This window comes from Oceanirhabdus seepicola, from assembly GCF_023684385.1.
In the GTDB taxonomy this organism is placed as follows: Bacteria; Bacillota; Clostridia; order Clostridiales; family Clostridiaceae; genus Oceanirhabdus; species Oceanirhabdus seepicola.
Window position 1 is genome coordinate 929,443 of the sequence record NZ_JAGSOJ010000002.1, and the last position, 20,884, is coordinate 950,326.

The 20,884-nt window shown below is 31.3% G+C and carries 17 protein-coding genes and 1 riboswitch; of the genes, 15 read left to right on the plus strand and 2 right to left on the minus strand.

The features are described from left to right. Positions 1-244: 244 nt before the first annotated feature. On the minus strand, positions 245-2,131 hold the full coding sequence (locus KDK92_RS11660; protein ID WP_250859432.1) for a YgiQ family radical SAM protein: 1,887 nt from the start codon (positions 2,129-2,131) through the stop codon (positions 245-247). Positions 2,132-2,484: 353 nt separating this feature from the next. Here KDK92_RS11660 and KDK92_RS11665 point away from each other — a divergent pair, with 353 nt between their 5' ends. The 3 genes from KDK92_RS11665 to KDK92_RS11675 all read left to right on the plus strand — a co-directional run bounded on the left by KDK92_RS11665 (position 2,485) and on the right by KDK92_RS11675 (position 5,972). Next, entirely contained in the window at positions 2,485-3,753 is a 1,269-nt protein-coding gene (locus tag KDK92_RS11665) for a magnesium transporter MgtE N-terminal domain-containing protein (RefSeq protein WP_250859433.1), read from the plus strand. Positions 3,754-4,006: 253 nt separating this feature from the next. Then, positions 4,007-4,537, plus strand: coding sequence for an RNA polymerase sigma factor (locus KDK92_RS11670; protein ID WP_250859434.1), 531 nt, complete (start codon positions 4,007-4,009; stop codon positions 4,535-4,537). After that, positions 4,518-5,972, plus strand: coding sequence for a hypothetical protein (locus KDK92_RS11675; protein ID WP_250859435.1), 1,455 nt, complete (start codon positions 4,518-4,520; stop codon positions 5,970-5,972). Before KDK92_RS11670 ends, KDK92_RS11675 begins: the two co-directional genes overlap by 20 nt. Positions 5,973-6,085: 113 nt before the next feature. On the opposite strand, the gene KDK92_RS11680 is transcribed toward KDK92_RS11675, so the two are convergent. Next, the gene (locus KDK92_RS11680; RefSeq protein WP_250859436.1) at positions 6,086-7,123 is read right to left on the minus strand and encodes a M42 family metallopeptidase; all 1,038 of its coding nucleotides are present in this window, start codon (positions 7,121-7,123) and stop codon (positions 6,086-6,088) included. An 89-nt stretch (positions 7,124-7,212) separates the two neighbouring features. Between KDK92_RS11680 and KDK92_RS11685 the strand changes: the two genes are divergently transcribed. The 12 genes from KDK92_RS11685 to grdB all read left to right on the plus strand — a co-directional run bounded on the left by KDK92_RS11685 (position 7,213) and on the right by grdB (position 20,800). Then, complete coding sequence (locus KDK92_RS11685; RefSeq protein ID WP_250859437.1) at positions 7,213-8,595, plus strand: VanW family protein; 1,383 nt, start codon at positions 7,213-7,215, stop codon at positions 8,593-8,595. 184 nt (positions 8,596-8,779) lie between these two features. Continuing rightward, positions 8,780-9,718 (plus strand): AAA family ATPase, encoded by a 939-nt coding sequence (locus KDK92_RS11690; RefSeq protein WP_250859438.1) that lies wholly within the window; start codon positions 8,780-8,782, stop codon positions 9,716-9,718. Positions 9,719-9,732: 14 nt separating this feature from the next. Beyond that, positions 9,733-10,935: a DUF58 domain-containing protein gene (locus KDK92_RS11695; RefSeq protein ID WP_250859439.1), complete on the plus strand. Its 1,203-nt coding sequence runs from the start codon at positions 9,733-9,735 to the stop codon at positions 10,933-10,935. 26 nt (positions 10,936-10,961) lie between these two features. After that, positions 10,962-13,271 carry a transglutaminase-like domain-containing protein gene (locus tag KDK92_RS11700; protein ID WP_250859440.1) on the plus strand — a complete coding sequence of 770 codons (2,310 nt, stop codon included), beginning with the start codon at positions 10,962-10,964 and terminating at the stop codon, positions 13,269-13,271. A 165-nt stretch (positions 13,272-13,436) separates the two neighbouring features. Continuing rightward, positions 13,437-14,258 carry a Cof-type HAD-IIB family hydrolase gene (locus KDK92_RS11705; RefSeq protein WP_250859441.1) on the plus strand — a complete coding sequence of 274 codons (822 nt, stop codon included), beginning with the start codon at positions 13,437-13,439 and terminating at the stop codon, positions 14,256-14,258. 312 nt (positions 14,259-14,570) lie between these two features. Next, a complete protein-coding gene (gene trmL, locus KDK92_RS11710) occupies positions 14,571-15,038 on the plus strand; it encodes a tRNA (uridine(34)/cytosine(34)/5-carboxymethylaminomethyluridine(34)-2'-O)-methyltransferase TrmL (RefSeq protein ID WP_250859442.1) in 468 nt (155 codons plus the stop codon). A gap of 502 nt (positions 15,039-15,540) precedes the next feature. Further along, a riboswitch (glycine riboswitch) is annotated at positions 15,541-15,645 on the plus strand. A 180-nt stretch (positions 15,646-15,825) separates the two neighbouring features. After that, positions 15,826-16,203, plus strand: a complete 378-nt coding sequence (locus tag KDK92_RS11715) for a GrdX family protein (RefSeq protein ID WP_250859443.1) — start codon at positions 15,826-15,828, stop codon at positions 16,201-16,203. Positions 16,204-16,225: 22 nt separating this feature from the next. After that, positions 16,226-17,146: a thioredoxin-disulfide reductase gene (trxB, locus tag KDK92_RS11720; RefSeq protein WP_250859444.1), complete on the plus strand. Its 921-nt coding sequence runs from the start codon at positions 16,226-16,228 to the stop codon at positions 17,144-17,146. Positions 17,147-17,214: 68 nt separating this feature from the next. Beyond that, the gene (locus tag KDK92_RS11725) at positions 17,215-17,553 is read left to right on the plus strand and encodes a thioredoxin family protein (protein WP_250859919.1); all 339 of its coding nucleotides are present in this window, start codon (positions 17,215-17,217) and stop codon (positions 17,551-17,553) included. 79 nt (positions 17,554-17,632) lie between these two features. Next, positions 17,633-18,919, plus strand: coding sequence for a glycine/sarcosine/betaine reductase component B subunit (locus KDK92_RS11730; protein ID WP_250859445.1), 1,287 nt, complete (start codon positions 17,633-17,635; stop codon positions 18,917-18,919). A gap of 66 nt (positions 18,920-18,985) precedes the next feature. Beyond that, entirely contained in the window at positions 18,986-19,456 is a 471-nt protein-coding gene (gene grdA, locus KDK92_RS11735) for a glycine/sarcosine/betaine reductase complex selenoprotein A (protein WP_250859446.1), read from the plus strand. Between the two features lie 36 nt (positions 19,457-19,492). Further along, positions 19,493-20,800, plus strand: a complete 1,308-nt coding sequence (grdB, locus tag KDK92_RS11740; RefSeq protein ID WP_276575947.1) for a glycine reductase complex selenoprotein B — start codon at positions 19,493-19,495, stop codon at positions 20,798-20,800. Positions 20,801-20,884 lie beyond the last annotated feature (84 nt).

The window sequence follows — 20,884 nt, forward strand, 5'->3', positions numbered from 1 at the left end:
TGAAAGTGGAGAGTGGAGAACGATAGATGGTTCTGACCAAAAGTCAGAACCTACATTGTGTTGTTCTTTAGAACAATAGGGTTTTACTTATTCTATCTTTAGATAAAATATTGTATTTAAATTACAATGTTTTATCTAAGATGAAACGAGTAAAACCCTATTGTCTTTGGAATAATAAATTTTAAATTTCACAGAGTGAAATGTCAATCGTTCTCAACTCTCAACTCACCACTCTCAACTTCTTTTAAAATTTCTTTTTGCTGCTTTTGCCTTTTCCAACGTACTTCGAAGAATTTTTTTTCGAAGTACTTTTCTTTTTAAAGGTAGGGTGTTCCTTAATTAAACATTTAGGACCATTACCGATTAAATCATAACGACCTGCTTTTAATAGAGCTTCTTTAACCAACTCATGATTTTTAGGATTGTTATACTGTAAAAGGGCACGTTGTGTTTTCTTATCTTTATCCGTCTTTGGAACAAAAAGACTTTTACCTGTAAATGGATCTATACCTGTGTAGTACATTACTGTTGAAAGACTACCAGGAGTAGGATAAAAATCTTGAACCTGCTCAGGAATGTGACCCATATCTCTAACAAATTCAGCTAGTTCAATAGCAGAATTAATGTCACTACCAGGGTGACTAGACATTAGATAAGGCACAAGGTATTGCTTGCTACCTAATTTTTTGTTTATCTTAACATATTTATCTCTAAATTTTTCATATACAGCTTTACCTGGTTTGCCCATATGACATAAAACTTTATCGCTTATGTGTTCAGGTGCAACCTTAAGTTGACCGCTTATATGATGCTCACAAAGTTCATCAAAGAATTTTGTGTTTTTATCATGAATCAAATAATCATATCTTATTCCAGAGCGCACAAAAACTTTTTTAATCTTAGGGTGACTTCTTACTTCTCTAAGTATATTAAGATATTCACTGTGATCAATAATCAAGTTTTTACAAGGTTTAGGGAAGAGACATTGTTTCTTTGTACATACTCCTTCAGTTACCTGTTTATTACATGCTACATTTCTGAAGTTAGCTGTAGGGCCTCCGATATCATGAATATACCCTTTGAAATTTTCATCAGTGGTTATTAAATCAGCTTCAAGTATGATGGATTTTTCACTTCTTTTTTGAATAACTCTTCCTTGATGGAAAGTAAGCGCACAGAATGAACATCCACCAAAACATCCTCTATGGCTGGTAATTGAAAAATTAATTTCCTTAATAGCAGGTATTCCACCCATTGATTCATAAACTGGATGATAATCACGTGCATAAGGTAGTGAATATACAAAATCCATCTCTTCAACTGTTAGCGGGAATTGAGGGGGATTCTGAATTATATATCTGTCACCATGTTTTTGAACAACAGCTCTGCCTTTTATGGCGTCCTGTTCGTAATACTCTAATTTAAAGCTTTCAGCATATTTATTTTTGTCATCAGCGCATTCTTCATAAGAGGGTACCTCTATATGACTATATTCTAAAGAGTCTAGGGAATTTTTAAGTAATACTGTCCCTCTAACATCTGTTATATCTTTTATAGATTTACCATATGATAAAAGGTTTGATAACTCAATTACCGTTTTTTCGCCCATACCATAAAGTAACATATCAGCTTTTGAATCTAATAGTATGCTACGTCTAACCTTGTTAGACCAATAATCATAATGAGCAAATCTTCTTAAACTACCTTCGATTCCACCTATTATAATAGGAACTTCGCTTTTAAAACATTCCCTTAGCTTATTGCAGTAAACAATAATTGCTCTATCTGGTCTGTGACCACGTTCGCCATTAGGTGAATATAAATCATTTTTACGGCGAATTTTGTTGACTGAATAATGATTAACCATTGAATCGATGTTTCCTGAATTAACAAGGAAAGCATGTTTAGGTTTACCTAACTTCATAAAATCTTTTTTATCGCTCCAATCAGGCTGAGCGATTATACCCACTGTAAAACCTTGTGATTCAAGAACTCTTGATATTATTGCTGTACCAAAAGATGGATGATCAACATATGCATCACCTGTAACAATTATAAAATCTAATTGATCTATATTTCTTTTTATTAAATCTTCTTTATTTATAGGAAGAAAATCTTCGCGTTTTTTCATGGTCTATACCTCCAATACCATTTATCTTAACAAAAAAGATTCGCCTATTCAAATTAAATTAAAAATAATTTAAAAAATTCCGTTACATATAAATGAATTTATAATATAATGAAAGTATTAGAAGATATATCATACTATAAATACATATGGTGAAATAACTATATGTATTTTTTGACGAGGTGAGTTTTATGGACGCTGGTCCTGAATGGGTTATATGTAAAGACAATTTAATATGGAGGAATTAGTCAATTCATTAATTTATAATTAAAAATATTTGCTTTAAATACTAGTGTTTTTAATTATGAATTAATGGGAAAATAGAACTGTTCCTCCTGGGGATAGGAGGAATGGAAATGAATAAGTTAACAAATTTTCACTTGAAGTCTATACTCAATAAGAAGGTTTATGATGAGTTTGATGAGGTAATTGGGTACTTAATAGACATATATGTTTCAACTGATGAGGGATATCCAAGGGCAATTGGATATAAAATTAAAAATGAACGTGAAGTTGTAAATTGTGAATTTAAGAGTATTGATTTTTATGGAACAGTGGATAAAATTGAGATAAAAATAAAGGGTGTAAGAGAGATTATTCCAAGAAGTTACACATATTTACTATCTAAAAATTTATTAAATAGAAAGATTGTAGATTTAAATGGAAAGAAAGTGGTTCATGTTGATGATTTAAGTTTAGCAATCATAGCAGGAGAAATTAGGGTTCTTGCTGTTGAATCAGGAATAGATTCAAAAGTAAGAGGAAAAAAGGTTAGAAAGCTATATTCTTGGATTTACAAGTTATTTTCAGAGAACAAAAAAGATAATATAGTATTATGGGATAGTGTTGAATCGCTAGAAATAGGGGAGGGCGGTCTTAAAGTAGCATATGCCTATGACAAATTGAAAAATTTGCACCCTGCTGATTTGGCAGATATATTAGAAGACTTGGATTCTGATTATAGAAATAGAATATTAGAAAATTTAGATATTGATTTAGCATCTGATATACTTGAAGAAATTGAACCTGAAATTCAAGTTGACATATTAAAAAATATTGACGATGTAAAAGCTCAGGAAATATTAGAAATAATGCCTAATGATGAGATTGCAGACATTCTAGAAGAAGTAGATGAGGAAACAGCAGAAGAAATACTTATGGGGTTTGAAAAAGAAGATCAGGAAGAAGTAAGATCTTTAATGAGATACGAAGACGATGTTATTGGAAGTATAATGAACAAAGATTTTATTGCATTTAATATGGATTTAAAAGTCAGTGAAGTTATAGAAATACTTAAAGGAAGTAATCCGGAAGAGGAAGTGTGTTATTTTATTTTTATCATAGATGAAAATGGCAGATTACTTGGTGAAGTATCTCTTAGGGAGTTGCTTTTATCATCTAAGGAATGCAATATAAAAGAAATAATGAATAAGGATATAAAAATTGCCAAGGATACAGATTCCATTGACGTTGCTGTTGAATTAGTGATAAAATATAGCATGAACACATTGCCTATTGTTGATGAGGCAGAAAGACTTTGTGGTATTGTTATTGTGAATGATGTAGTTGAAGAAGTATTATCTTCTTCTTGGAAAAAGAAATTAAAAAGAAGTGCGCAAGCATAATAAATACAAACTTAGCTTTATAGTGAGTAGAGCTAAGTTTATTTGTTTTATAAGATACATGAAATATAAGATATTTTTTCATGTAGTTCCTTTAGCTTACCATGGACAAGCAGTTTGTTACATAGTAAGCTATTTTAAGAAAGAAACTCAAATTCTAAAAAAAATATACTATAAATATGCAACTAAATATTTTAACTAAACGTATATTAAGTAGAACTTGAGGAAAAAAGTACAAGTTCAGGAGGTACATTGAATGACAATGAATTCGGATATGTTGTTTGAAAAATTATATGATACTTATTATAGTGGGGTGTATAGGTACATATTTGCTGCAGTGAAAGACAAGTGGAATGCTGAAGATATCATATCAAATGTATTTACCAACATATATAAACATAAAGATAAAATCATAACTGTAGAAGAAAGCAAAAATTGGGTATTCAAAATTGCACATAACGCTATAATAGATTTTTATAGAAAAAATAGTAAGATAATCCCTATAGAAGAATTTCTTGATAGAGGAAGTGAAGAGTCGGGATATGAAGACGTTCTTGTGAAGGACGAATTTAAACCTATCAGGAGCATAATTGATGATTTGCCAAGGGAAACCAGGGAAATGATTTATTTGAGATATTATGGTGGATTAAAATATAGAGAAATAGCTTCTGCAATAAATACCCCGGAGAATACGGTGAAATCAGTAATATCAAGGACTATTAAAAAGATAAGGAAGATATACGATACTAGTACAGGAGGTGTGATAAATGAACGCAGAAAAGTTTGATATTGAGAAAATGCTTGAAGCAGATGCTGAGTCAATAGAAATTGATCTAGATTTTAAAGCAAAACTTAAGGCTAATATCATGAAAAATAATTCAAGCTTTGAAAATAATAATATTATTGACTTTAATGCGAAGACAAGTGGAGAAAATGTTAATAAATCTAAGGATATTAAGTTTTACAGAAAATACTTAAAGATTGCTTCTAGTTTTGCAATTGTTGGGTTAATTGGTTTTAGAGTTGGAGTAGGTGGTCTGGGGTTTGCTAAGGTGGATAATCCTAAAGATATAGAGGTGGTTCAATTAGAAGTATTAGCTGTATCTGATAAAAGTAAAGCTGCGTCAGCTGACAAAAGTAACAATCCTAGTGTTGAAGATGAAATTGATAATGATGTAAAAGAAGTGGCAATAAATTCGGGAAATGAAGATGCTCATGCAGATAAAGATACTAAAAGTAATAACATTAACGGTGATGATAAGGTGGTAGATGAAAAACCTACAACTGAAAATAATCCTGAAGATGTGGAAAGAGTAAAAGAAAAGTTTGATAATCAACCTGATGAAAGTAATAATAATGTTGTTGCAACGGTACCTGATAATAGTGAAAAAGTAGAAAATCCAAAACTTAATATAGATGAAAATCATAATGATGTGATTAAAAATCAGGAGGGTATACATTATACTTCACCAAATTCATCGTCTGAAGAAAAAGAAAAGGATACGATGCTAGTTTCTTATGGTGAAGAAAAGAATTTAGATTTGTATTGTGGAACTTTATCAACAACAGAAGATGAAGAAGTTATCATACAAGATAATAAAGTTTTTATTAAAAATGAAGATTTAGAAGAGTTGATTTTTACTCAGGAAGATAATTATCAATTAATAGGAATTAAAAAAGTAAATGATAGTGAAGTTTTATTGTATAAAGGTTTATTAGGAGACCAAGAAAATAAAACATATCAATTATCTAAATTAAATATTTCTTCAAAGAATGAAAAGTTACTTGTAGTAGAAGCTAATAGTATATCAGTAAACAATACATATGATAAATTAGCATTTGAAATTAACAATGACATAGTAATTAAAGATATTGAAACAGAAAAAGAAGAAAAGACTTTACAAGGGGAAAATATTGCTTGGTCACCAGATGGAAAATATCTAAGTTATGTGAAAATAGTTCAAGAGAAGGAAGAGGGAGAAAAAATCAAGACTTATTCTTCATTAGTTGTATATAATTTTGAAGAAAATAAAGAAATTCCTCTAACTGAAAATGAATTAATTGTTAAAAATGATGAAGAACTCATAGGAACGTACAAATATGGAGAAAATCTATGGAGTAATGATAATGAGTGTATATATGTTGTTAGAGATAATATTAGTATAATGAGAGATACTGATGGAAATAAAAAACAAGTAATAAAATTAACTTTTAAGAAATAGTTTGGAAATTAATGGTGAGTCTTTCGACTCACCATTGAATTTGTATAGTTGTAATGTTTTCGTAACCTATTATAAAAATAAGTATTTTATAATTAACTTATTAACTTTGTTAATTATTTTTGAGAATATTCTATAATCAGTTGAAGAGTGGCGTGGATTGAATCCATATGAGTTCTTTCATATCCATGTGAAGCAAATACTCCAGGACCGATTAGTGCTGTTCGGATGTCCCAACCAGCTCTTAGTGCTGCTGAAGCATCAGAACCATAGTATGGATAAATATCCAGCTTGTAAGGAACATTATTGTCTTTGCATATATTGACTAAAGTTTTTCTAAGATCTAAATCATATGGTCCAGAAGAGTCTTTAGCACAAATGCAACAATGATATTCTGTAGAATTTTGATTTGGACCAGGACAACCCATATCTACTGCAATGAATTCCTTTGTATTCTCAGGAATAGCAGCTGAGGAACCATGTCCAACTTCTTCATAATTGCTAATAAAGAAGTTAATTGTTCTTTGAGGAATTATATTATTGCTTTTTAAGTGATACATGCTATAAAGTAGAATTGCAATGCTTGCTTTATCGTCAAGATGTCTGGATTTTACAAAACCAGATTTAGTTATAATTGTTCTACTATCAAAGCAAATGAAATCGCCAATTGAGATGCCTAGTTTTTCGGTATCTTCTTTAGAAAATATTTTTTCATCAATAACTACTTCCATGTTTTCAGGAATTCTTTTAAGTTCACGGGCATCATTACCGCTTATGTGAACAGAAGGTTTTACAGTTTGAATAGTTCCAGTGAAAGTTTCTCCTTCAACTGTTTCTATAGTACAATTTTCGCCTTCTATAGAATTCATCATGTATCCTCCAAGAGGAGTGATTTCAAGTGTTCCTGATGAATTAATACTTTTAACCATTGCTCCTAATGTGTCAACATGAGCAGAAAATGTTATACCGTTATCCAAATCATTACCTTGGATAGTTGCGATAAGTGCACCTTTGTTAGTTTTTTTATAAGTGATACCTAAAGAATCAAGTTCTTTTGAGATATAATCTATTACCTTGTGTGTATAACCAGTAGGGCTAGGTAATGTTAAAATATCTTTTAAATACGTATGTAGTTTTTCGTTGTTTATATTCATATTTATATTTAAACCTCCTTTTTGTTTAGTTTATTTTAACATGAAGTATAAGAGGATGTCATCTTAATATTTAATAGGTGGTGGATTGATTGAAAAAAAAGAGTTTTATAATAATGTTATTGTTAATTGTGTTAGGTGGAACTTCTTTTGGAAGTTATATGTATTTCCAAACGCAAGAATGGGATGATAAAATTTATAGTGGTATTTCGGTAATGGATGTGGATTTGAGTGGCTTAACTGCTGATGAAGCTAGAAGTAAACTGGTTGATGCTTTTGAAAATAAAATTTTGAAAAAAGAGTTGACGATTAAAGCAGAAGATAAAGAGTATTTGTTAACATATGAAGAGTTAAAGGCAAAATTTAATATAGATAAAACTGTTGAAAAAGCAATGTCTTTTGGAAAAACTCTTTCTCTTTTCGAAAAATTTAAAATAAGAAATAATAATAATGATATAAACTTGGAAATGGAATTTGATTATGACGAGAGTGTAATTGATGAGATTATTTCAAAAATGAAGAGTAAATTTGATCAGGAACCGGTAAATTCTAAAATAACAATGGCGAAGAGTGGAGAATTCTTTGTTAGTCCTGAGCAGATAGGAAAAGAACTTGATCATGTGAAATTAAAAGAAAATGTAATAGCTAATATAAATGCGAATTTTAACGAAGATAAGATTACCATAGAAGCTCCAGTTATAACTAAAAATCCGGAAATTAGAGAAACAGTTCTAAAGGGTATAAATACTAAGGTAGCAGAAGCAAAAACTAGTTTTAAAACATCTGGTTCTGGAAGATCTGCTAATGTAGCAATAGCAACAAAAAGTTTAAATAATGTACTTCTTATGCCTGGAGAGCAATTTAGTTTTAATGAGGTAGTTGGTGAGAGAACAGCTGAAAGAGGTTATCAAACGTCAAAGGTTATAATCAATAATGAACTTGTGGATGGTATTGGTGGAGGAATATGCCAAGTATCAACGACATTGTATCATGCAGTAATGAAGATGGGGCTTGGATTTGTAGAAAGAATGAATCATACATTACCTTCTAGTTATTCTGAATTAGGACAAGATGCTACTGTAGCGTGGGATTACTTGGACTACAAATTTGTAAATACATTGGATTATCCTATTTTCATAGAAGGATATACAAAAAATAAAGAGATTTTTATAAATGTGTATTCAAATTCTTCAATTAAGAATGGAGAATATGTAATGGTGAGTAAAGTTGTAGAGGTTCTAGAGCCAACTGTGAAAAAAATTGAAGATCCAACGTTATATGTAGGAGAAGAAGTGGTTGTTAAGAGGCCGATAACTGGTTATATAGTTGAGGTGTATAGAGAATTTAGACAAGATGGAAAACTTATTAATAAGGAATTTATATCAAAAGATAGATACCAAGTGGTTAATGGTGAGACTAAGATTGGAACAAAGATAAAAGAAGATGAAAGTCAAACGGCAAGCTCTAGTATATAAAAACACTCTAAAGACAGAAAACAGAGTGAAAACAATATATTGTAACTTTGTCAACAAACTCAACACCCTTGTAGGGTGTTTTTTTTATTTTGTAAAATATTCAGAATAATGAATGAAATTTGCTCGTAAGATGTATAATATGGTAAAATATAATAATAAAAGAAAAAATGGGAGGAGAAGCAATATGGCTAAAAGGGAATTGATTGAAGAAGTTATAAACAATATTGGAAAAGTTATAATTGGTAAGAATGATGTAATTGAGAAAGTTATGTTAGGGATGTTGTGTAATGGACATATTCTCATAGAGGATACACCCGGTGTGGGAAAAACTATGTTAGTTAAAGCTATCTCTAAAAGTTTTGGATTAGATTTTAACAGAGTACAATTTACACCTGATTTACTGCCTTCTGATATAACAGGAATATCAATTTATAATCAAAAAACAAGAGAATTCGAATTTAGAAAAGGTCCTATTTTTACTAATTTATTATTAGGAGATGAAATAAACAGAACCTCGCCAAAGACGCAAGCTGCTTTGTTGGAAGCTATGGAAGAAAAACAGGTTTCTGAAGGTGGGAAAACATATGAGTTAAATGAACCGTTTCTTGTTATTGCAACTCAGAATCCTATTGACAATGAAGGCACATATAGATTGCCTGAAGCACAACTTGACAGATTTATAATGAAAATATCAATGGGCTATCCTACACAAGGATATGAGGTTCAAATATTGAAGGATTATAAGGAAAGAAATCCAATTGAAGAAATTGGAGTGGTTTGTTCTAAGGATAAGTTGATTGAAATGCAAGAGATGGTTAAAAAAGTTAAAGTGAAAGATGAGATTTTTGAATATATAGTCAGAATAGTTTCGAATTCACGTAGTGATGAAGCTGTTATTATGGGAGCTAGTACAAGAGCTGCGTTATATCTTATGAAAATAGCCAGTGCTAATGCTTTTATTGAAGGAAGAGATTATGTAACTACTGATGATGTAAAAAAACATGTGTATGAAGTGTTAGCGCATAGAATATTGATTTCTCCATCAGCAAAGGCTAATGGACTCACTGCTAGAACGGTAATAAAAAAAATATTAGATAGAACTGTAGCACCAAAAATTATTTAATATAAGGAGCCGTTATGAGAGGAATGTATGTAGAGAAAAATAGAGAGAGGGTTAATATTAAATTTCTTATCGGAACTTTGATAATGTTTATTTTTGCGTATTTTATGGGAGGAGAACTACCTTATTCTGTATTCTATACAATGGGGGCAATTGTAATATTTTCTTTGTGGTATGTATATCATACTAAGAAAAATTTATCTTGTTTTTGGGATCTTAATATAAAAAAGACAGTGATTAATGAAAAAATCATAATAAATCAGATGGTTTGTAGTGATACAATAACACCTGTGATAAATGTATTAATGAAGTGTTTTCAATTTGAAGCTGTTGATGGAGCTAATAAAGAGTTGCGACTTTTTCTTGGGGAGAATGGTACGAAGAGAATTAGGCAAGAAGTAGCTTTTAAATATAGAGGGGTATATAAAATAGGGGAAACAGAGTATGAGATTTCAGATCCTTTTGGAATTTTTAAAGTAAATAAGAAAGAATTAAATGAAGGGGAAATTCATGTATATCCAGCAATTTATCACATATTTGAAGAAATAAATACTAGATCCAAATATTTAGATGCATATATATTGAGTAAAAATGGAGTTGAGGATAGGAACTTAGTAAAAGATATTAGGAAATATATGCCTGGGGATGATATTAAAAGAATCCATTGGAAAGCAAGTGCGAAATATGACACCTTATTGGTGAAGAATTATGAAAAAATTGAAGGAAATGAAGTTTTTCTGTTTATAAATATGAACAAGGAAAATATGGAAAATTTGGATGAAGAGGAGGGGATGGTTGATTTTTCAATGTCTTTAATGTATAGCTTTTTGAAAAGAGAAATACGTTGTAGCATATCGATAAATTCAATGGAAGATAAGGAGTTTTATTTAGTAGATAAAACGGTTTTTGATGAGACAGCAGAGTTTTTTAAAAATACAAAATCTGATGGGGAAGAAGAATTCTATGAATTTATTAACAATAAAATCAATAAGGTGCCTTTTAGAGGATGGATAGGTGTAATAACTATAAAGGTTGATGATGAGCTAAAAAATTCATTAATAAATTTAAAAGATAATGGATATAAAGTTACACTTTTTCATTTTGATAGTAACCAAAAAAATATTGGATTATTAAGGGGATTTGGAATAGAAACAATAGAATATCAAAGACTCGTAGGGGAAAGAGAAATTAATGAATGCAATAGAGTTTATAACTATTAATATGGGGATATATAAGGAGAAGCGCGATGAAAAGATATTTAGAAGCTTTTCTTGGGGTATTGGTATTTATCAATATAGCGCTGGTGGGAGTTTGCTATATTGAATATTACAATGTTCAAGAAATTGTATATTATGAATTACTAATAGGGATTTTAATTGTATTTCTTATTCAAATATTTATGAGTGTAATAATTAAGAGTAGATGGAAAATGCTTGCTGTGGTAATGTTAGCTTTTTTGTGTGAAGTAGCTTTATTTATCAAAGGGAGTGAAATACTAGGTGGGATACTTAGGTTCAGTGAAGAATTGCATATTCTCCATGACAAATATTATTATAGTGAAGTTATTAAGTATACTGAATTTCGTGGGACTTTATTATTCTTTACTGCCATAATTACTTTAAGTATAGTAACTTTGGCTTTTAATATAAAACGGAATGGTTTGATTTATTTTAATCTGTTTTTTGCTATGATGCTGTGGTATCAAAATGGTATGGAAATAGTTAAAAAACACTTAATTTTATTTTTAATGGTTAATATAGTGATTTATATGATGGGAAAGATGATCCCAATACTTAAAGATTTTAAGAAAGATGGCGAGATATCGTTGATAGTCTGGATGATTGTGGTGGCAGTGCTTATAGGGGGTTGTGTTAGAATATTGCCATCGAAAATCTATGGAAATGAGTTTTTTGGTGTTCATAGTTTTATTGATAACGAATATGCACCGATAAAAGGTTTAGATAAAATATCGTATAGAGATGTATATAGATATTCTAATGCTAATAAAGATGGTAAAAATAAATTAGGAGGAAAGATAAAACAGCATAGTAAGAAAATTATTGAGGTAAAAGGGAGAAATGTGAAATACCTTAAATCATCCAGTAAAAGCTCTTATGATGGACAATACTGGTTTAATACTTCTACTTCTTACAAAAAAGTGAAAAATAATGTGGGGATTAACGAAACTTTAAAGGATTTTGAGAAAAAAGAATCAGAAATAATTGAAATAAAATATGATAATAAATTTGAAACAAAAAGTGTTTTTAGTCCAGGGTTTTCAGAAGAATATTTAATTAAGGATGTAATTTATTATGATAAAAACAGTACTAGTATACTGAAAGAACATGAGGATATTGGTAAGTATCAGGTTAAAAAAATCCAATTAAAATCCAAAAAAACTGGTCTTATATTATCAGAAATATTTTCTGAAATGCCACTAGAGTCAGCTGGTGAGTTTGAGTATTCTATACCTGTTGACATAATAAAAAGTGAAAATATGACAGAAGAGTACAAAAAAAAGTTCATGGGAGCTGAGGAGTACAGAGAGAAAAACACGATGACACAGATTAATAATATTATTATACTTGAGGAATACGCAAAATATCTTGAGGTACCATCAAATATTACTGATCGAGTTTATAATCTAACATACGAAGTGATTGAGGATGCAACATCTCCATATGAAAAAATAAATAAAATTAGAGCTTACTTAAAAAATAATTATCCCTATACTTTGGATGTTAGCGAAATTCCAGAGGGGGCTGAGTTTGTTGATTATTTTTTATTTGAAGAGAAAAAAGGATATTGCACATACTACGCAACTGCAATGGCAATTATGGGAAGAATCGCTGGTATACCAACTAGATATTGTGAGGGATTTAAAGTTGATCAAACTAATTCTTTATATGGAAACGTTAATGATCGTTCTGATGGTGGATATTTTGTAAAAACAGATAATGCACATGCGTGGATTGAAGTATTAGTTGATCCGGAAGATGATGTTTGGATTGTAGTGGAAGCTACTGCAAGTGAAGATTCGGAAGATGAAGATACAGAGGAGATAACAAATGAAAATGAGGAATATGAACAACGAGATGCTATGAATGCATTGAACATGGATAATATTAATGATAAGCGACAAGGTTATATTGATGATATAGAGAGTAATGAAAAAAAGAGTAATCAGAATTTCTATATTCTTTTTAAATTATTATTGATTGGTATTCTGATAAAGTTACTCTATGATGTTTTTAAACGGGTATCAGTAATGAAAAGCAATAGTCCATCTCAAATGTATTATTATGCATTAAAAAGGCTGAAAAGGGTCAAAATTAAAAAAGAGATTAGTGAATCTGAAATCGAGTTTTCAGAAAAAATATCAAACGAAGATTTAAGAAATATTATGATAGAGATTGTAAGATTGGGGTATGAAGAATCATATGGAATAAAAAATGAATATTCATCTAAAGCTCACTATAAAGAAATTAATAGATATGTAAGAGGTCACTTAGGGATATTCAAGGACACAATTATTAGAGTTGTATTAGGGGAATAATGAATATAAAGAACAAATAGAAAAGAACAGAGAACAAATCACCTAATTGTTCTTTGTTCTCTATTCTTTATTCTTTGAGTCAAAAATTCTCTTAGGTTAAAATTATATTTAAGCAATTTGAAAAAAATCGTGAACTAAAATATCTATAATGGATAGGAGAAAAAAATGAAGTATAAAATGATATGCCTTGATATGGATGGGACACTACTAACTACGGATAAAAGAATAAGTGAAAAAAATAAAGAATACTTAAGAAAAATTAAAGATAAGGGAGTGATTGTTGCTGTTTGTACAGGTAGATTATTAATATCAGCAAAATACTTTGCTAATTTAATAGGTGAAAAAGTGGATGTAATAGCATCAAATGGTGCTATGGTAATCGATAAGGATGAAAAAGAAATTTACGAAAGTCATTTAGGTTATGAAAATGGGAAGTATGCTTTAGAAATAATGAAAAAAAATAATATTTATCCTCACTTTTATTCAAGAGATACAGTTTACACTGAAAAAATGGCATATTCATCTATATTCTATCAGAAATATAATGAATCCACAGAAGATGAAAGATTTAAAGTTAAATTCAATATGGTGAAAAATTGGGATGAGATATTAAAAGTAAATGAAAATGAGATTATGAAAACGGTAGGAATGAGTGAAGATGTTGATTTAATAAGAAAAATAAGAAGCCAGTTAAGTGAAAATCCTAATATTGAAGTTGTGTATTCCCATAAGAAAAACTTTGAAGTTATGAAAAAAGGGGTTTCTAAAGGGAATTCAATAGGGATATTAGCTGCTCACTATGGGATAAGTAGAGATGAAATTGTTGCTTTTGGTGATAGTAATAATGATGTTTCAATGTTGGAATATGCTGGTTTAAGTGTAGCAATGGGAAATGGAACAGAAGAAATTAAAGAGAATGCTGATTTTATAACCTTAAGTAATGACGAAAATGGAGTGGCTCACGGAATTGAGAAGATATTTTTGTAGATGAACTACTTGGTAGATTTATCTACAAAAAAATGAGAAAAAAGGACAGAGAATAAAGAATAAAGGTTCTGACTTAGGTCAGAACCTAAATTTAATTAGTGGATTATTTAAAAACATGTAACAGACCATGAAAGTTTTTCAAAATAGTATTTAATATAAGAGGCTTTAAGTATATAATTATAGGGAGAGATACGAAACTAAATAAAAACACGATACAAATGAAACAATTAAACTTTGAGCAAAGATACTTTTAAATATATATATTTCTTTGTTCTTTATTCTTTGTTCTTTGTATATAATTAGGAGGAGACAATGAATATTAATATAGTATTATTTCAACCGGAAATACCACATAATACAGGGGCTATAGGAAGAACATGCGTTTTAACAAATTGTACACTTCATCTTATCAAGCCACTAGGTTTTGAAATTAATGAAAAGGCAGTAAGAAGAGCTGGGTTAGATTATTGGAAACATGTAAAGATTGAAGAACATGATAGTTATGAGGATCTAAGAGCAAAATACCCTGAGTCTAATTTTTATTTCTGTACAACTAAAGGGAAAAAGGACTATACGCAAGTTCAATATGAAAAGGGCGATTTTTTAGTTTTTGGAAGAGAATCAAGTGGATTACCTGATTACATAAGAGAAAACAATAAGGATAATTGTATAAGAGTTCCTATGGTAGAAACTACTACAAGATCCTTAAATTTATCTAATACAGCAAATATTATTGTATATGAAGCACTAAGACAACTTGGTTTTCCGGGGATGAAATAGAAAAAAATGGTTTGTGGAATAAAGTGATTGAGGTAAGAAGGTTGTAATTAGTTAAATAAATCACAAAAAAAAGAGAAAAGTGTCTAAAAATGACAGCGGTATTAAAATGAAAAGTAAAATCAATTAGATTTAAAAAATGATAAAATGCGAATTATAGAAAATGATAGATGTTTTTGTGGAAAATGATGTGATTTGAGTTTTTGAGACCGATTATGATATTTATGTGGCTTGGAGAGCGGGAATCTGGGCAAACAATAGGAAAAGTATTACGGGTTTTTAATTAAAATTACTATTTGTATTACGATTAAAATCTGGGTTTTCTTAAATGAAATTCGGGTTTTAGTCTTTTGATTAGTTTTCTAAATTTTAAAATGAATGCTATTGAAAAAACAAATTCAAAAATCTAAAAAAAAATGTAGAAAAGTTTGTTATGATACTGTATAATACGAATTGTAAAACAATTGAGACAACAATCACGATTAAAATAAAATAAATGTTATGGATGATATATGTGGGAGATAACTAAAGATTTTAGTAGCCGAAGGAACAAATGTAAGTTTTGCCGAACGTACATGAAAATCTCAGGCAAAGGAACCACGTATGGACATATCTCTGGAAAGCTGTAAAACAGCACCGACGGAGTAAATCTCTCAGGTACCAAGACAGGGCAAAAGGCTAATAAGTTTTTGCATTGTCTTTTTTTAATGCAAAAAAACATAGAAAAATTAAAATAGTACATAATAATAATTTAGTATAGTATTTTAAAAAAATTAAATGGGAGTAGAATATGATTGAAAAACTTATAATTGTAACAAATAACCCGTTGAGTTTTAAAAATTTTAAGAAAAGTTACGAGAGTGTTTATATTGAAGGGGATGTTAGGGAAGTATATAAAAAAGTGAGAGATATGATTCATTTAGGTCATAGACTTTTAACACATCCTTTGATGAGTAGTGTTAAACCAAATATGACACCATATAGAACAATATGTGTTTCTTATGAAAAATGCGCTAAGTGCGATATGGAGTCATTGACATTGATGGAAGGCAGTATTGCAACTTTAGAAAAGTTCTTAAGCATGAAGCCTATTCCAGAATATACTGAAGCAGTGAAATATGATTTTCAAGTTATAGATTATGATTTAATTAATCATGCATTGAATTAAAAAAAAAAAGGAGGCAGAAACCATGTCACATATTTATGATAATATTATTATTGGTGGTGGACCAGCTGGATTAGCTGCAGCTCTATACGGTGGAAGAGCAAGAATGAATACATTAGTATTAGAGAGAGCTAAGTACGGCGGACAAGCAGCTACTACTTCAGAAATGGAGAACTACCCAGGAGCTATTGAAGGTGGAACTACAGAACTTATTGAAAGAATGAGAAGCCAAGCAGAAGAGTTTGGAGCAGAATTCATTAAAGATGAAATAGTTGATATGACACTTGAAGGTGATGTTAAGACACTAGTTGGTAGAAATGGTGAGTATCAAGGTAAAACAATCATAATTGCTACTGGAGCTAACCCAAGATTAGGTGGATTCAAAAATGAGATTGAACTTAGAGGTAAAGGAATATCTTATTGTGCAACTTGTGATGCTGACTTCTTTACAGAGCTAGATGTTGCAGTTGTAGGTGGAGGAGATTCAGCTTTAGATGAGGCGTTATACTTAACTAAGTTCGCTGAAAAAGTAACAGTAATCCACAGAAGAGATGAATTTAGAGCTAACAAAGCAGTTCAAGAGAGAGTTTTCGCTAATGATAAGATAGATATTATTTGGGATACTGTTGTTGACGAAGCTATTGATGATGATGGAATTATTGGTGGATTAAAATTAAAGAACAAGAAAACTGGTGAAGAGTCTGAGCTAGAAGTTCAAGGATGTTTTGTATTTGTTGGATTTGTTCCAAACTCAAAGTTATTTGAGGGCAAAGTTGAAATGAATGAAAGAGGCGAAATTATGTCAGATACTGAGATGAGAACTAACATCCCTGGAGTATTTGTAGCTGGTGACGTAAGAGAAAAGACATTAAGACAAGTAATCACAGCGTGTGCAGATGGAGCTATTGCATCAACTCAATCAGAACATTACGTTTCTAATCACTAATAAGAGTAAGAATTTTTAAAATGTTAATAATAAAATATCATATATATAATATATAGGAGGTAGTAATGATGTTAGAAATCGGAAAAGATAATAAAGAGATATTTGATACTGAGGTTTTAGAATCAGAAATGCCTGTATTTGTTGACTTTTGGGGAGATAAGTGTGAGATCTGTAAACAACTTATGCCTGGAGTTCACGAATTAGCTGAGAAATATGGTGACAAGATCAAATTTGCAAGCTTAAATATTTCAGGAGCTAGAAGACTTGCTATAAAGCAAAAAGTTCTAGGACTTCCAACAATGATCATATACAAAAATGGAGAAAGAGATGCAGTTATAACTCCAGATAAAATCACAAACTTAGCTGATGTTGAAGGATTTATTAAAGAGTACTACGAAAAACTATAGTTAAATTTTCAAGAGACAAAGTTCTTTTGAATTTAAAATATGAGCAAACAATGAGTATAATTCTAGGAGGTGGACCTTTATGCGTCTAGAGATTGGTAATATATTTATTCAAGATATTCAGTTTGGCGCTGAAACAAAGGTTGAAAATGGAGTTCTTTTTGTTAATAAAGAAGAGCTTCTAGCTGAAATCGGTGGAGATGAAAGAGTCGAAAGCATTGATTTCGATATAGCTAGACCAGGTGAAAGTGTAAGAATAATACCTGTAAAGGATGTAGTTGAGCCAAGAGTTAAGGTTGAAGGAAACGGTGGAATATTCCCTGGATTCATCAGCAAAGTTGACACAGTAGGTTCTGGTAGAACACACGTTCTTAAAGGGGCAGCAGTAGTAACAACAGGAAAAATCGTTGGTTTCCAAGAGGGTATCATTGATATGACAGGAGAGGGAGCTAAATACACACCTTTCTCAAAAACTAATAACTTAGTTATCAAAGCAGAGCCTAAAGAGGGAATCGATCAACACAATCATGAAGATGCAATTAGAATGATTGGATTTAAAGCGGCTACATACCTTGGAAAAGCAGGTAAAAATGTTGAGCCTAACGAAGTTAAAACATTTGAAACTTTACCTATTTTAGAGCAAGTTAAGCAGTATCCAGATCTACCTAAGGTAGTTTATGTATACATGATCCAAACACAAGGTCTTTTACATGACACTTACGTTTATGGAGTTGATGGTAAGAAAATCATTCCAACAATCATGTATCCAACAGAGCCATTTGATGGTGCGGTTGTAAGTGGTAACTGTGTATCAGCATGTGATAAAAACCCAACATACGTACACATGAACCAACCAGTAATTGAAGAGTTATACGGAAGACACGGAAAAGACATCAACTTTATCGGATGTATTGTTACTAATGAGAATGTATATCTTGCTGATAAGCAAAGATCATCTGATTGGGTAGCTAAAACTCTTGAATTCTTAGGAGCAGACGCTGCAGTAGTTTCTGAAGAAGGATTCGGTAATCCGGATGCTGACTTAGTTATGAACTGTAACAAAATCACTGATAAGGGAATCAAAACTGTTTTACTTACAGATGAGTATGCTGGTCAAGATGGAAGTTCTCAATCATTAGCGGACTCTACTCCAAAAGCTGATGCTGTTGTAACTAACGGTAATGCTAATGAAGTAATTGTATTACCTAAGATGGATAAAATCATAGGTCATGCTGAAGCAGCTAATATTATTGCTGGAGCTAACCACGAATCATTAAGAGCAGATGGTTCAATTGAAGCAGAAATTCAGGTTATTACTGGTGCTACAAGTGAAGTAGGATTCCATTACTTAACTGCAAAAGGTTTCTAAACTAAGAAAATCAGAAATTAGAACTGTTAAATATATATATAAAACTTATAAATGGAGGTATTATCAATGTTAAAAGATAAGAAGATTATTGCAATCGGAGATAGAGATGGTATACCAGGTCCAGCTATTCAAGCTGTATGTGAATCTGCAGGAGCTGAAGTTTTATTTGCATCAACAGAGTGTTTTGTCTGAACAGCTGCAGGTGCAATGGATCTGGAGATCCAACAAAGAGTTAAAGATTTAACTGAAAAGCATGGAGCAGAAAACGTAGTAGTAGTTATCGGTGGAGCAGAAGGTGAGTCTGCTGGATTATCTGCTGAAACTGTTTCAGCTGGAGACCCAACTTTCGCAGGACCTTTAGCAGGAGTTGCTTTAGGATTATCTGTTTATCATGTTGTTGAAGATGAGATTAAAGAAGCAGCAGATGCTGGTGTTTACGATGAGCAATGTGGAATGATGGAAATGGTATTAGATATTGACGAAATCGTTAATGAACTTAAATCTGTAAGAAAAGAGTTCGCTAAATATTCACTATAATACAATAAACACATTCCAAAGATAGGAGGAATAGCTATGATTAAAGTAGTTCATTATATAAATCAATTCTACGCTGGTATCGGTGGAGAAGAGATGGCTCACATTGAACCTGAGGTGAGAGAAGGATTCGTTGGTCCTGGTATGGGATTAAACGGTGCATTCAAAGCTCAAGGTGAAGAAATGGAGATTGTTGCTACAGTAATATGTGGAGATTCTTACTTCGGTGAGAACATGGAAGAAGCACTTCCAAAAGTATTAGATTTAATTAAAGGATTCGAGCCTGATATGGTAATCGCTGGTCCTGCATTTAACGCTGGTAGATACGGTGTTGCTTGTGGTGCTGTATGTAAAGGTGTTAAAGAGGTTCTAGGAATTCCTGCAATGACTGCAATGTACAAAGAGAACCCGGGTTCAGACATGTACAAGAAATTTACTTATGTTTACGAAACTGGTAACAGTGCTGCTGGTATGAGAAAAGCTCTTCCAGGAATGGCTAAATTAGCTGCTAAATTAGTTAAAGGTGAAGCTGTTACTCCAGACGAAGATGGATATATTGCTAGAGGAATCAGAAAGAACTTCTTTGCTGATGAAAGAGGAGCTAAGAGAGCAGTAAACATGCTTGTTAAAAAGCTTAAAGGTGAAGAATTCACTACTGAGTTCCCAATGCCAGACTTTGATAGAGTTGAACCATGTGCTGCAATCAAAGACATTACAAAAGCTAAAATTGCTATTGTAACTTCTGGAGGAATTGTTCCTGCTGGAAACCCAGATCACATAGAATCTTCAAGTGCATCTAAAATTGGTAAATATGATATCGAAGGTATCATGGACTTAAAAGAAGGAGAATTTGAAACAGCTCACGGTGGTCATGACCCTGTATATGCTAATCAAGATCCGGATAGAGTTATACCTGTAGATGTATTAAGAAACATGGAGAAAGAAGGAAAAATCGGATCACTTCACAGATACTTCTATTCAACTGTTGGTAACGGTACTGCTGTTGCTTCAACTAAGAAGTTCGGAGAAGACACAGCTAAGGAATTATTAGCTGATGGTGTTGATGCTGTAATCTTAACTTCTACGTGAGGAACTTGTACACGTTGCGGAGCAACGTTAGTTAAAGAAATCGAGAGAGCAGGAATTCCAGTTACACACATGTGTACTATTACTCCAGTATCTCTTACTGTTGGAGCTAACAGAATCATTCCAACAATTGCAATTCCTTATCCATTAGGAGATCCATCATTAACTGAAAAAGAAGAATACGCTATAAGAGAAAAGTTGACTGAAAAAGCACTTGAATCTTTAGTAACTGAAGTAGATGGTCAGGTAGTATTCGAGTAAAATAAAATTGGAAGACGTTCCGTATAATATGTGAGAGGAAGACGTTCCTCTCACAATTATATTACAGTAATTTGCGTAAAGGGG